Source organism: Burkholderia sp. Bp9004 (assembly GCF_003858025.1).
Taxonomy (GTDB): domain Bacteria; phylum Pseudomonadota; class Gammaproteobacteria; order Burkholderiales; family Burkholderiaceae; genus Burkholderia; species Burkholderia diffusa.
Window position 1 is genome coordinate 274030 of the sequence record NZ_QTQD01000003.1, and the last position, 13790, is coordinate 287819.

At 68.8% G+C, this 13790-nt stretch carries 11 protein-coding genes; 6 read left to right on the forward strand and 5 right to left on the reverse strand.

The genetic code is table 11. From position 1 onward, the window contains the following. Positions 1 to 24: 24 nt before the first annotated feature. From DIE08_RS05370 to DIE08_RS05385, 4 genes are all read right to left on the reverse strand, one after another. Complete coding sequence (locus DIE08_RS05370; RefSeq protein WP_124621856.1) at positions 25 to 867, reverse strand: shikimate dehydrogenase; 843 nt, start codon at positions 865 to 867, stop codon at positions 25 to 27. Then, positions 864 to 3419, reverse strand: coding sequence for a branched-chain amino acid ABC transporter ATP-binding protein/permease (locus DIE08_RS05375; RefSeq protein WP_124901214.1), 2556 nt, complete (start codon positions 3417 to 3419; stop codon positions 864 to 866). Before DIE08_RS05375 ends, DIE08_RS05370 begins: the two co-directional genes overlap by 4 nt. Then, complete coding sequence (locus tag DIE08_RS05380) at positions 3416 to 4285, reverse strand: branched-chain amino acid ABC transporter permease (RefSeq protein WP_124901215.1); 870 nt, start codon at positions 4283 to 4285, stop codon at positions 3416 to 3418. The genes DIE08_RS05375 and DIE08_RS05380 overlap by 4 nt, the downstream gene beginning before the upstream one ends. Before the next feature lie 135 nt (positions 4286 to 4420). Beyond that, on the reverse strand, positions 4421 to 5719 hold the full coding sequence (locus DIE08_RS05385) for an ABC transporter substrate-binding protein (RefSeq protein ID WP_059600132.1): 1299 nt from the start codon (positions 5717 to 5719) through the stop codon (positions 4421 to 4423). A gap of 215 nt (positions 5720 to 5934) precedes the next feature. On the opposite strand from DIE08_RS05385, the gene DIE08_RS05395 reads away from it, so the two are divergent. Then, on the forward strand, positions 5935 to 6981 hold the full coding sequence (locus DIE08_RS05395) for a Gfo/Idh/MocA family protein (RefSeq protein ID WP_124901216.1): 1047 nt from the start codon (positions 5935 to 5937) through the stop codon (positions 6979 to 6981). A 20-nt stretch (positions 6982 to 7001) separates the two neighbouring features. Here the strand turns inward: DIE08_RS05395 and DIE08_RS05400 are convergent, their stop codons facing one another. Beyond that, positions 7002 to 7898, reverse strand: coding sequence for an NAD(P)-dependent oxidoreductase (locus tag DIE08_RS05400; RefSeq protein WP_124901217.1), 897 nt, complete (start codon positions 7896 to 7898; stop codon positions 7002 to 7004). A 135-nt stretch (positions 7899 to 8033) separates the two neighbouring features. Here DIE08_RS05400 and DIE08_RS05405 point away from each other — a divergent pair, with 135 nt between their 5' ends. The 5 genes from DIE08_RS05405 (at position 8034) to DIE08_RS05425 (ending at position 13749) form a co-directional block, all read left to right on the forward strand. Continuing rightward, the gene (locus DIE08_RS05405) at positions 8034 to 9779 is read left to right on the forward strand and encodes an FAD-dependent oxidoreductase (RefSeq protein ID WP_124901218.1); all 1746 of its coding nucleotides are present in this window, start codon (positions 8034 to 8036) and stop codon (positions 9777 to 9779) included. Next, a complete protein-coding gene (locus tag DIE08_RS05410; RefSeq protein WP_059600129.1) occupies positions 9776 to 10387 on the forward strand; it encodes an NIPSNAP family protein in 612 nt (203 codons plus the stop codon). The genes DIE08_RS05405 and DIE08_RS05410 overlap by 4 nt, the downstream gene beginning before the upstream one ends. A 39-nt stretch (positions 10388 to 10426) precedes the next feature. Further along, positions 10427 to 11260: a sugar phosphate isomerase/epimerase gene (locus DIE08_RS05415; protein ID WP_124901219.1), complete on the forward strand. Its 834-nt coding sequence runs from the start codon at positions 10427 to 10429 to the stop codon at positions 11258 to 11260. A 115-nt stretch (positions 11261 to 11375) separates the two neighbouring features. Next, on the forward strand, positions 11376 to 12782 hold the full coding sequence (locus DIE08_RS05420) for an MFS transporter (RefSeq protein ID WP_124901220.1): 1407 nt from the start codon (positions 11376 to 11378) through the stop codon (positions 12780 to 12782). Positions 12783 to 12891: 109 nt separating this feature from the next. Continuing rightward, on the forward strand, positions 12892 to 13749 hold the full coding sequence (locus DIE08_RS05425; RefSeq protein WP_059600127.1) for an IclR family transcriptional regulator: 858 nt from the start codon (positions 12892 to 12894) through the stop codon (positions 13747 to 13749). Positions 13750 to 13790: the final 41 nt, after the last annotated feature.

Here is a 13790-nt window from a genome sequence, read left to right on the forward strand (position 1 = left end):
CGCTCGCACCCCGCCCGCACGCGCTCAGGCGGCGGTATCGATCAGGAACGCGACCATCCGGTCACAGACCCGCGAGAACATCTGCGTGCCCGTGACGGTTCGGCAGCCGCGGGCACGCGCCGCTTCGATGAACGGCGTGAGCGGCGGCTTCGTGACGACGTCGCCGACGAAGGTGGTGGCCGGCACGCGCGATACGTCGACGGGCGGCGGATCGTCCGCCCGCATGCCCATCGGCGACGCATTGACGATCACGTCGAACGATTCGGGCGCGACGTCCGCGGCGGCGACGCGCACCGTGCCGCGTTGCAGCGTCGCCAGCCGGTCGACCAGCGACGCGGTGCGGGCGGCATCGTTGTCGCGCACGTCGAGCGACGCGACGCCCGCCATCACCAGCGCATGGCCGATCGCCGAGCCTGCGCCGCCCGCGCCGACCAGCAGCGCGCGCTTGCCGCGCAGGTCGCAGCCTGCGTCGCCGAGCGCGGCGACGAAGCCGGTGCCGTCGAACATGCCGCCGTGCCAGCCACCGTCGGCGGTGCGGCGCAGCGTATTGGCCGCGCCGAGGAATGCGGCTTCGTCGGACAGGCTCGTGCAGAACCCGGCGGCGCTGAACTTGTGCGGCACCGTGATGATCACGCCGTCGACGTTGCGCATCGGCGTGATGCCCGCGAAGAACGCCGCGAGATCGTCCGGCGCGACGTGCGCGGGGACGACCAGCGCGTCGAGTCCGGCCTCGCGCAGCGCGGCCGTCACGCCCTTGGGCGAACGGACCTGCGCGATCGGATCGCCGACGATGAAGTGGACACGGGTCGCACCGCTCAGGCCTTCGTCGAGCGAAACCGGGGTGGTCGGGGTCACGGGGGCAATCATGCTGTTTTCATCTCCTGGGTGGAACCGGCTTCGTTGTGTACGATGCCGAGCAATTTCGCCTGGGTGGCGGGGTCCTGTTCGAGCGCGACCGCGCTGCTTTCGTGCGCGACGTGACCGTTGACGAGCACGTATGCTCGATCGGCGATCGGCAGCACCATGTCGGCCTGGTGCTCGACGATCACGACGCTCGCGCGCTCGCGTAGCTTGACGACCGCGTCGAGCACTTCCTGCACGACGGCGGGCGCGAGCCCTTCGAACGGCTCGTCGAGCAGGATGGCCTTCGCCGGCGCCATCAGCGCGCGGGCGATCGCCACCATCTGCCGTTCGCCGCCGGACAGGTGTTCGGCACGCGCATCCTTGCGCGCCGCGAGGCGCGGGAACAGCGTGAACATTTCGTCGACGCTCGCGCCGCCCTTGCGCGCGGCGAGCCGCAGGTTCTCGGCAACCGTGAGGTTGGGGAACAGCCGGCGGCCTTCGGGCACCATCGCGAGCCCGAGGCGATTGATCTCGTGCGCGGGGCGCCCGGTGATGTCGTGGCCGTCGAACACGATGCGCCCGGCCGTGACTTCGGCGACGCCGGTCGCGGCGCGCAACGTCGTCGTCTTGCCAACGCCGTTGCGGCCGAGGATCGCGATGACTTCGCCTTCGTGGAGCGTGAGGTCGATGCCGTCGAGGATCGTGTTGCCGGTGTAACCGGCCTTCACGCCTTCGAGGCGCAGCAGCGGGCGTCGCGCCGGCGCGGCTTCTTCGTGCTGCGCGCCGCGTCGTGCGGCCAGCCGCGCATCGACCGGCCGCTCGCCCTTCGCGTGGCCGAGATAGGCTTCGACCACCTCGGGATGGCGCGCGACTTCGGCGGGCGAGCCGTCCGCGATCAGCCGGCCGCGATGGAGCACGCTGACGCGATCGGAGATCGTCAGCACGCGATCGATGTCGTGCTCGATCAGCAGCACCGCATGATGGTTGGCCAGCTCGCGGATGATCGCCGCCACGCGCACGCGATCGGCCTCGGCAAGCCCCGCGAGCGGTTCGTCGAGCAGCAGCAGGCGCGCGCGGGTCGCGAGCGACAGCGCGATTTCGAGCAGGCGCTGCTCGCCATGCGACAGGCTTTCGCAGCCGTGCGCCGCGCGATCTTCCAGCCCGACCGCCGCGAGCAGCGACCAGGTCAGCGCATTCTGTTCGCCGAGCGTGTGCGCGTCGCGCCACATGCCGAGGCGATCGTGCTGCGCGGCCTGTACGGCCACGCGCACGTTCTCGAACACGGTGAGGTTGCGGAACACGCTGAGGATCTGGAACGAGCGGCTCATGCCGAGCCGCACGCGGCGAAACATCGCGAGCTTCGTCACGTCCCGGCCGTCGAACGTGATCGTGCCGGCCGTCGGCGACAGCACGCCCGTCAGCATGTTGAAGAACGTGGTCTTACCCGCGCCGTTCGGGCCGATGAAGCTGTGCAGCCGGCGCGGATGGACGTCGAGGTCGATCTGTTCGGCGGTCACGAGCGAGCCGAAATGTTTCGACAGCCCGCGCACGCTCAGCACGGGCTTGTCGGAATCGGTGTCGATGCCGCCGGCGCGATACGGCGCGATCGTGTCGGGGCGCGCGGGAATCGTGTCGCGCACGAGGGTCCAGCGCGGGCGTCGCAGCAACCGCTGCACGATGCCGTGGATGCCCTCGGGCGAGAAGAACGCGAACGCGATGATGATCGGCGCGAAGATCAGCCACCAGTGCTCGGTCAGGCTGCTGAGCTTGTCCTCGAGCAGGATGAACGCGATCGCGCCCCACAGCGGCCCGAGAAACTGGTGGACGCCGCCGAGCACGGTCATCAACAGGCTGTCGCCCGCGTGCTCCCAGCTCAGGTTGTTCGCGTATGCGCCTTGCAGCATCAGGCACAGCAGGCCGCCTGCGTAGCCGATCACGGCGGCCGAGATCACGAACGCACGCAGCTTGAGCCGATACGTGTCGTAGCCGAGACTCGCCGCGCGCTGCTCGTTGTCGCGCAACGCCTGCAGCGCCCGCCCGAACGGCGCGTGCACGAGGCGCCACAGCAGATACGCGATGGCGATCACCGTCACGCACGCGAACACGTGGAAGCCGACGGTCGTCGGGAAAGTCGGGCGCGGCACGTTCTGCAGCCCGTTTTCGCCGCCGGTCACATCCGTCCACTTGAATGCGATCTCGAATGCGATCTGCGAACAGGCGAGGGTGAGCAAAGAGAAGTACAGCCCGCGCCGGCGCAACACGATCGCGCCGATCAGCGCGGCCAGCACGGTCGTCACGACCACGCTGGCCGCGAGCGCGAGCAGCTCGTTGCCGAGCACGCGCAGCAGCGACACGGCGACCAGGTACGTGGCCGTGCCGAAGAACACCGATGCGCCGAACGGCACGAGGCCCGTGTACGCGACCAGCAGGTTCACGCCCATTCCGTAGAGCGTGTAGATCGCGATCTGGGTCGCGCGCTCGAGCGGCGTGCCGGTCGCGGTGAGCGCGAGCGACACGAGGACGAGCGCGGTGGTCAGCACCGCGACAGGGTGGCGGGTCAGATAGTCGGGTTTCACTCGAAGCGCTCCCAGCGTTCACCAAACAGCCCGCGAGGGCGGACGAGAAGGACGAGTGCCATCAGCACGTACATGGCGACTGACGAGCCCTCCGGAAAGAACTGGACGGCCAGCGCGGTCACGATGCCGACCAGCAGGCCCGCGACCACGGCGCCGGCGAACGAGCCGAGCCCGCCGATCGTCACGATCACGAAGGCCGGCATCACGGCGGTCGTCGCCATCCCCGGCGTGACCGTGACGAGCGGCGCGGCGAGCACGCCGGCGGCGCCCGCGAGCAGTGCGCCGAGCGCGAAGGCGCCGGTCAGCACGCGCGGCAGGTTGATGCCGAGCAGCCCGACCATTTCCGGATCGCGGCTGCCGGCGCGCAGGATCCGCCCGTACGGCGTGTAGTTCATGAACCACCACAGCACGACGAGGATCGCGACCGTCGCGGCGAGCACGAACAGCCGGTACTTCGTGATCAGCAGCGGCCCGTACACGAGGAAGCCGTTGAGCATTTCGGGCGGGCTGAACGGCAGGCCGCCCGCGCCCCACACGAGGCGCACCAGCGCGGTCAGCAGCAGCGACAGCGCGAACGTGACGATCAGGCCGAGCAGCGGCTCCTTGCCGTACAGGCGTCGGATGAACACCAGTTCGATCAGCACGCCCACCGCCGCGACGACCACCGGCGCGAGCACGACGGCGACCCATCCGAACTGCGTCGACAGCGCGATCGCGAAATAGGCGCCGAGCGCGAACAGCGCGCCATGCGCGAAATTCACGATGCCGAGCAGCCCGCAGATGATCGACAGTCCGATCGCGAGCAATACATAGAGGAATCCCAGCACCAGTCCGTTGGCGACCTGGGACAACAACATTTCAGCCATGCCCTTACTCCAGAGTGCGGCCCGCCGCCGCGCCGCGCCCCGTGGTGACGGGCGAGCGGCGGGCCGCGACGCGCGCGGGATACGCTTGGGGCCGTGTCGATTCGGGCGCCGCCGCCGCAGCGGCGGCGCGCGGGCTCAGCGCGCGGCCATCCGGCAGCCGATCTCCTGGCGCGTGCCGAACAGGCGGTCGAGCTCGGCGGGGTTCTGCGGCACGACGGAGATCGGGTCGAGCCAGTCCCATTTGTCCGCGATCCGGTCCTTCACCTTGAACACGCTCCAGCGCCGCAGCAGCTGGTGGTCCCACGGGCGGAAATTCGCGGGGCCGCTGCCGTCGGTGAGCTGAATGGTTTCCAGGCTCTGCACGATGTCCGCTCCGGACGTGCTCTTCGCGTGGTTGATCGCCTGCAGCAGCGCGCGCGCCGTGAACCAGCCGATCCAGGCCTTGTCGGCCGGCGGCTTGCCGTACTTCGCCGTGTACTTCCTGACGAACGCGACTTCTTCCGGCGAATGGCCCGGCGAGCTGAAATGCCACGGCTTGCCGTAGTAGCCGGTCGCCGCATCGGCGTTGATCGACCACAGATCCGAGTCGCCGATGATCGGGCACGCCACCGGGATCCGGCCTTTCATGCCCATTTCCGCGTATTGCTTCAGGAACGTCGACAGGTCGCCGCCCGGCAGGCCGAGCAGCACGACGTCGGGTTTCGACTGGCGGATCTTCAGGATGAACGAGCTGAAATCTGTGGTGTTGAGCGGCGTGACGTCGGCGCCGGTGATCGAGCCGCCCGACTGCTTCAGCAAATCCGACATCGCCCGCTGGATGTCCTGCCCGTACGCATAGTTCGCGACGAGGAAGTGCCATTTCTTGCCGATCGCGAGCAGCGACGGCGCGAGCGCGCGGCACGCGACGGGCGTCGGGCTCAGCACGCGGAACGTGTACGGGTTGCAGCTGCTGCCGGTGAGCTCGCGCGCCGCGGCGTTCGGTGCGATGTAGGGCGTCTTGGTGCGCCACGCGACCGACGACATCGCCAGCGACGTGCCGCTGTTCGTGCCGCCGATCACCGCGATCGCCTTGTCCTGCTCGACGAGCTTCTGCATGTTCTGCTGCGCCGACTGCGGATTCGGTTCGTCGTACCAGACGAGATCGACGCGCCGGCCGCGCGCCTGGTTGCCCGCGTCGTCGAGCGCGAGCTTCACGCCGTTCGCGATCACCTCGCCCTGTTCGGTCCACACGCCCTGCTTGGCCATCAGCAGGCCCAGCTTCAGCGGCTGCTCGCCCTGCGCGCGCACGATCGCCGGCGCGGCGAGCGCCGCCGCACCGCCCGCGAGCGCCTTGCCCGCGGTGACGAGCCACGCGCGGCGCGACAACGCCGGGCTGTCGGGCGCGTCCGCCGGGTGGCTGGAAAGGGTGTCGTTCTGCTCGTGCTGGTCAGTCATGTGTCTGGCCTCCTGTTTCCTGGTCAAGGTCGATTCCGCGCGGTCCTTGGGCAGGCCGCGCGACACGTGTCGAATTTTTTCGTGAATTCTGGTTTGAAGTGGAATAGCATTCAACAATCAAAGGAGATTTCAATAAATCGGGGTATTCACCCGGTCGGTCCGGAATGCGAACGACACGACGCGATGCGGACGCCCCGAACAACGGAGATGAAGCGATGGCAAGAAGACGGCTGGCAGTGATCGGTGCGGGCGCAATCGGGCGGATGCACGTGGAGCGCGCGCGCATGCACGCGCAGGTGGAAGTGGTGGCGATCGCCGATCCATCGCCGGCGGCCGAACAGTTCGCGCGTGCCGAGGGGGTACGCGGGTTCGCCGATTACGCGACGATGCTCGACGCGGTGCGCCCGGACGGCGCGATCGTCGCGACGCCGAATGCGACACATGTGGAGGTCGGCCTTGCGTGCATCGCGCGCGGCGTGCCGGCGTTGATCGAGAAGCCGGTATCGGACAGCGTCGCGGCGGCAGCCGAGCTGGGACGCGCCGCACGCGAAGCCGGCGTGCCGCTGTTGGTCGGCCACCATCGCCGCCACAATCCGATCCTGCGGCGCGCGCGAGAGATCGTGCAGTCGGGGCGGCTCGGCAAGCCGGTCGCGGCCAATGCGCTCGCGACCTTCTACAAACCCGACGCGTATTTCGAGGTCGAGTGGCGCCGTCGCGCGGGCGGCGGCCCCGTGCTGATCAACCTGATCCACGACATCGACATCATGCGGTTCCTGCTCGGCGAGATCGTCGAGGTGCAGGCCCAGGCGTCCAATCGCGTGCGCGGCTTCGACGTGGAAGACACGGCCGCCGTGCTCCTTCGCTTCGACAGCGGCGCGCTCGGCACGCTGGCCGTGTCCGATTGCGCGGCGTCACCCTGGAACTGGGATCTCGCGGCGGGCGAGGCCTCGCACTATCCGCGCCAGCAGGTGAACACGCATTTCCTGATCGGCACGGATGCATCGCTCACGATGCCGCAACTCGATCTGTGGGAATACCGCAGCGGGAAGGGCTGGCACGATCCGTTGACGGTCGAGCGCTGCACGCCGCATGGCGCCGATCCGTATCACGAGCAGTTGCGCCACTTCGCGGCGGTGATCGCGGGCGACGAGGCGCCGCTTTGTTCGGCCGACGACGCCGCGCGCACGCTCGCGGCGACGCTCGCCGTGCATCGTGCGGCAGCGACGCGCACGGGCGTTGTGCCCGCGGACGTCGCGGCATAGCCGCGGGGGCGTGCGCCGGCCTAGCGCTGGCGCCGGTAGAACGCCACCGTCTGCCGCAGGCCGTCGTCGAGCGCGGTCCGCGGCAGGCCGGGCAGCAGGCGCCCGAGCGCGGGGTCGTCGGGGAACGCCGTCGCGATCGGCAGCGGCGGCCCGCCGGCATCGAGGTGCGCACCCGGCACGATGGCCGCGATCCGCTCGATCAGCGTGTTCACCGGGGTGATCTCGCCCGCGAGCGTGAACGCGTGCGCGCCGTCGATCTCGGCCAGCAGCGCGGCCTCGTAGGCGGCGGCGACGTCGTCGGCGAACACGAGGCCCGTCGTGCCGGTAAACGGAATCGTGTAGCGCTCGCCGCGCGCGGCCGCCCGGCACGCCAGGCTCGGCCCCGCGCTCGATCCGGTCTCGCGCCCGGCGCCATAGACGACGAGCGGACGGAAGCCCACGCTCGCGATCCCGTGGTCGTGCCAGTACGCGCGCGCCGATCCTTCGCACGCCAGCTTGAACGCACCGTAGTGGGTTTGCGGTAGCGGCACGGCGCCGTCGTCGGGGCCGAATACGCCGGCGCTGCTCGCATAGAGCACGCGTTGCATCCCGGACGCGCGGGCGGCCTCGAATACGTTCAGCGTGCCGACCAGGTTGACTCGCGCGCCGCGCACGGGATCGGCCGCGCAGTCCGTCGTAAGGATGCCCGCGAGATGGATCACCGCGTCGCAGCCGTCGAATGCGCGTGCCGTGGCGGCCGCGTCGGCGATGTCGCCGGTGCGCCACTGCACGGCCGCGGCGCGCTCTGGCGCGAGCGCCTCGACGAGGCGCGGGTTCGTGCGCACGTCGAAACTCACGCATTCCATGCCGCGCGCGAGCAGCCTCCTGATGATCCATGCGCCGAGAAAACCGCTGCCACCCGTTACCAGTACTCGCATTGCGCTGCCTCCCTTTCGTTAAAGTCTTTGCTAAACCCGATTTAGTGGAATAGTATTCCACTTCGAAAGAATATTCCATAGACGTCGCGATCGGGTCGCATCCGGCGTTGGAGACACTGAACGGGCAGATTGAACATGAAGCGTGAACCGATACTCGATTGCGACGTGCTGGTACTGGGCTCCGGTGCGGGCGGCCTCGCGGCGGCGGTCACGGCGGCGGCGCAGGGCCTGCGCGTGATCGTCGCCGAGAAGGAGGCCGTGTTTGGCGGCACGACCGCGTGGTCGGGCGGATGGATGTGGATTCCACGCAATCCGCTCGCGGCGCGGGCCGGCATTCGCGAGGACATCGAGGTGCCGCGCACGTATCTGAAGAACGAACTGGGCGCGCAGTTCGATGCGGCGAAGGCCGATGCGCTGCTTGAACGCGGCCCGGAGATGGTCGAATTCTTCGAGCGGAACACGGCCGTGCGCTTCGTCGACGGCAACCGCATTCCCGATTTCCACACCACGCCGGGTGCCGGCACGGGCGGGCGCTCGGTCTGCGCGATGCCGTTCGACGGTCGCGAGCTGGGCCCGCTGATCGACCGGTTGCGCGAGCCGCTGTCGGTGACGACGCTCAAGGGGATGGCGCTCGCGTCCGGCCAGGATCTCGCGCATTTCTATCGCGCCACGCGCGCGCTGAAGTCGGCGCTGCATGTCGGCCGCCGGCTGGCCGCGTTCGGGTGGCACAAGTTGCGCTACGGGCGCTCGATGCATCTGGTGAACGGCAATGCGCTCGTCGCGCGCCTGCTGAAATCGGCGGCCGATCTCGGGGTCGACCTGCGCACGAACGCGAAGGCGATCGGCCTGGTGCGCGATGACGCACGCGTGACCGGCGCACGCGTGGCGATCGACGGCATCGTGCACGAGGTGCGCGCGGCGCGCGGCGTCGTGCTGGCTTGCGGCGGTTTCCCGCACGATCAGGCGCGGCGCGCGCAGACGTTCGCCTATACGCCGTCGGGCCGCGAACACTGGTCGGCGGCGCCGCGTTGCAATACCGGCGACGGGATCCGGCTCGGCGAATCGATCGGCGCGCATTTCGACCGGTCGCTCGATGCGCCGGCGGCGTGGGCGCCCGTCTCGCTGGTGCCGCAGCCGGGCGGCGATGCGGTCGCGTTTCCGCATCTGATCGAGCGCGCGAAGCCGGGCGTGATCGCGGTGACGTGCGCGGGCAAGCGCTTCGTGAACGAGGCGTCGTCGTATCACGACTTCATTTCCGCGCTGCTCGACACGACGCCGGCCGGTGAAGAAGTGTGCGCGTGGCTCGTTTGCGACCATCGCTTTCAGCGGCGCTACGGGCTCGGTTTCTCGAAGCCGTTTCCGTTCCCGACCGGCCCGTACCGGCGCTCCGGCTATCTCAAGCGCGGCGCGACGCTCGATGCGCTCGCGCGCGAATGCGGAATCGACGCAGCCTCGCTGGCGGACACGGTATCGGCCTACAACCAGTACGCGAAGCAAGGCTGCGATCCGGCGTTTCACAAGGGCTCGACACCGTACAACCGCGTGCAGGGCGACGCCGACCAGCAGCCGAACCCGTGTCTCGCGCCAATCGAAGCGGGGCCGTTCTATGCGGTGAAGCTGTTGCCCGGCAGCCTTGGCACGTTCGCGGGCCTGGCCACCGATCGCGATGCACGCGCGCTCGACTCAGCCGGCCGCGCCATCGCCGGCCTCTACGCGGTCGGCAACGATTCGGCCAGCATGATGGGCGGCTGCTATCCCAGCGGCGGCATCACACTCGGTCCGGCGATGACGTTCGGTTATCTCGCCGGCCTTTCTCTCGCCGACGCCGCGCCCGAACCCGCGCGTGCCGGCATCGATTCATCCTCGAGGACAATGCAATGACACTGTATGACGTAGTGACGCTCACGGTGAAGATCGGCGCGAACGCGCAGGTCTTCGAAGGGATTCAGGCCAGCGGCGATCCGCAGGGCGGCAAGCTGCTCGGCGCGTGGTATTCGGACATCGGCACGCTCGGCCAGGTGCTGGTGCTGCGCGGCTATGAATCGGAGGCCGCGCTCGTCGGCGAGCGCAAGCGGATGCTGCTCGAAGGCAACCCCTTCGGCTGCGGCGAATCCATCATCGACGTGAAGACGGCCAGCTATGCGCTGTTCCCGTTCCTGCCGCCGATCGAACCGGCCGTGCACGGCGGCATCTACGAGATGCGCGTGTACGGCACGAAGCTCGGCAGCCTGCAGCACACGATCGATGTGTGGGAACAGGCGGTGCCGGAGCGCACCCGGCGCTCGCCGCTGGTCGGCGCGATGTATGCGCTCGACGGCGATACGCCGCGCTTCCTGAACATCTGGCCGTATGCGAGCGTGGACGAGCGTTCGCGCATTCGCGCCGAGGCGGTCAAGGACGGCATCTGGCCGCCGAAGGGCGGCCCGGCCCATCTCACGACCATGGAGTCGACGATCTGCGTGCCCGCGCCGTTCTCGCCGTTGCGCTGAACCTGCCGCGTGTTACGCCATGACGCTCAAGGAGACGATATGACCCAGCCTCAATCCCGCGCGCTGTCGCTGTCGGCGCTGACCGTGCTCGAACTGAGTCCGCCGCAGATGGTGCAATGCGCCGTCGACGCGGGCTACGACTACGTCGGCCTGCGACTGCTGCCGGCCACCGACACCGAGGTTCGCCACGAGATCATCGGCGATACGCGGCTCAAGCGCGAAACGCTCGCGGTCCTGCGCGATACCGGCATGCGCGTGCTCGACGTCGAGATCGTGCGGCTGAAGCCCGATACCGACGTGACGCACTACCTGCCGATGCTCGAAACGGCGGCGGAACTCGGCGCGCGCTACGTCCTCGTGGCCGGCAACGATACCGACGAAGCGCGCACCATCGACCGGCTCGGCCGGCTGTGCGACCTGGCCGCGCCGCTCGGCCTGTTGCCGTCGCTGGAGCCGATGCCGTGGACCGACGTGAAGGACATCGGCGCCGGGGCGCGCATCGTCGACGCGTGCGGCCGACGCAACACCGGGCTGATCGTCGACCCGATCCACTTCGATCGTGCCGGTTCGTCGCCCGACGCGTTGCGGGCGTTGCCGCACGCGTACTTCGGCTACGTGCAGTTCTGCGATGCGCCGGCCGAGCGGCCGACCGACGTCGACACGCTGCTGTTCCAGGCACGCTGCGCGCGGATGGTGCCGGGCGAAGGCGGCCTCGATCTCGCGGGCATCCTGCGCGCGCTGCCCGCTCACTTGCCGGTGAGCGTCGAGGTGCCGAACGAAGCGTGGGCGAAGACGACGCCGGCCGTCGAGCGGGCGCGCCGCTTGCGCGAGGCCACCGTTGCCGTGATCGACGCGGCGGCCGTGCCGGCCTGAGCACACGCCGGCCGCCTTCGCGACCCAACGGGCCCGATCGGCGCCAGGCATCGTGCCGGCGCGCGGATCGGGCATTCGACACGACGACAAGAACAACATTTCCGGAGACATCAGCATGACTTCCTCGCAGACGGCCCGAAAGCCGAAGCAGACTATTCAGGATCGCGAATCGAAAGACGCGCGCTCGCTCGACGTTCAACAGTTTCTCGATACGCGGCCGGTGGGCGCGTTCCAGTGGCTCGTGCTGTTGTTGTGCATGCTGATCGTGATGCTCGACGGGCTCGACACGGTGATGATCGGCTTCATCGCGCCGTCGATTTCCAGCGCGTGGTCGATTCCGCGCGACGCGCTGGGGCCGGTAATGAGCGGCGGCCTGCTCGGTCTCGCATTCGGCGCGCTCACGGCCGGCCCGATGTCCGACCGCTTCGGCCGCAAGACGGTGATGGTCAGCGCGGTGGCGTTCTTTGGCATCTGGAGCATTGCGTCGGCGTTTGCGACGGGCGTGGTGTCGCTGACGGTGCTGCGCTTTTTGACCGGCATCGGCCTGGGCGCGTCGATGCCGAACGCAGCCACGCTGATGGCCGAATATGCGCCGCCGCGGCGGCGCGCGCTGATGGTGACGGCCGTGTTCTGCGGCTTCACCTTCGGTGCGGCAGGCGGCGGCTTCGTGAGCGCGTGGCTGATTGAAACGTGGGGCTGGCATTCGGTTCTGCTGCTCGGCGGCGTGCTGCCGATTGCGTACGTGCCCATCCTCGTCAAATGGCTGCCGGAATCCGCGCGCTATCTCGCGCTGTCGGAGCAGCGCCGCGCACGGCTCATCGGCGTGCTGAACCGCGTGCAGCCCGGCGTTGCCGACGCGCGCACGCGCTTCGTGTCGGCCGAGCCGGTGCGCGATGCGCGCAGCCCCGTCCGCGCGATTCTGTCGCGCGAACATGCGTTCGGCACGGTGATGCTGTGGATCTGCTACTTCGCGGGCTTGCTGACCGTGTATCTGCTCGGCAACTGGTTGCCGACGCTGATCCGCGGGCTCGGGTTTTCGCTGGCCGAGGCCGCGATCGTCGGCGCGCTGTTCCAGGCGGGCGGCACGGTCGGCTCGCTGCTGATCGGGTGGCAGATGGACCGTTTCAATCCGCACGCGGCGCTTGGCGCGACCGTGCTCGCCGGCGGCGCGCTTGCCTGGTACATGGGCGTGTCGGCCCATCCGTTCACGGTGATCTGCGTACTGGCGTTCGGCATCGGCTACTGCATGAACGGTTCGAATACGGGCTTCTGCGCGCTGGCGGCCGGCTCCTATCCGACCGAGATGCGGGCCACCGGGACCAGCTGGATGCTCGGCGTCGGCCGTTTCGGCGGCATTGCGGGCGCGATGCTGGGCGCGGCCATGCTCCATGCGAACTGGAGCTTCGGCCAGGTCTTCGCGGCGCTTGCGGTGCCGGCGGCCGTGGGCGGCGCAGCGGTGCTGCTCAAGGGCGCGCGCCATCGCGGCACGTTCGTGGCCGTGAGCGGGGCGGCCGGCCATTGATGGCGGGCGCGGCGCCGCGGCCACGGTCTCGGCGCCGCGCAAATTCGCTTGAATTCCAGTATGGAATTATGTTCTTATTTGACATTCACCATACGGACGAGAAAGCGCCATGGCAGGAAACCTCGAGCGTGCGCTCGCAGTGCTGGAATTGCTGGCAAAGAACGGCGGCCGCATGCCGCTGGCCACCATTGCAGATACGCTGAACATTCCCCGCAGCGGCACGCATCGCCTGCTGTCGATGCTGATCGATGAAGGGTTCGTGCGTCAGGATGAAGAGCACGGCGAGTATATGCTGGCGCTGAAGCTGGTGTCGCTCGCGCTGATCTACCTGTCGACGAGCGGGGTGTTCGACATTTCCCAGCCGGTGCTCGATCGCCTGGCCGAGTCGTCCGGCGAACTGGCGCGGCTCGGTGTGGTCGAGGACGATCACATCACGTTCGTCGGCAAGGCGCAGGGTGCGAAATCCGGGCTGCGTTACGACCCGGACATGGGCAGCCAGCCGCCGCTGCATTGCACCGCGAGCGGCCAGGCATGGCTCGCGACGCTGCCCGACGAGCGCGCGATCGAGCTGGTGTCGAAGCAGGGCGGGCTCAGCGCGAAGACGCAGAACGTGCCGCGCGCGCCGAAGACCATCCAGCAATTCCTGAAGGACCTGAAGGGTGCGCGCGAGCGTGGCTACGGCGTGGCGATCGAGACGTACGAGATCGGTATGACGTCGATCGCGGCAGCGGTGCGTAATCCCGTGACGAACGAAGTAGTCGGCATCGTGAGCCTCGCCGGCCCGACAAGCCGCTTGCCGGAATCCCGGCTGAAAGAGCTCGCACCGCTGTTGCTCGCCTCTGCGGCTGACATGAGCGCGGCCACGCTTGGTTCGCCCTGGTTCAAGCGGACGGCACTGGCGTCGACGCAAGCCTCACCGATTGCGACTGCGAAGGCGGCACCGCGCGGGCGCTCGTCGAAGCGTTAGGGGGCTTCGCAAAGCGGCGTTGCACCGGCTGCGCGCTGGTG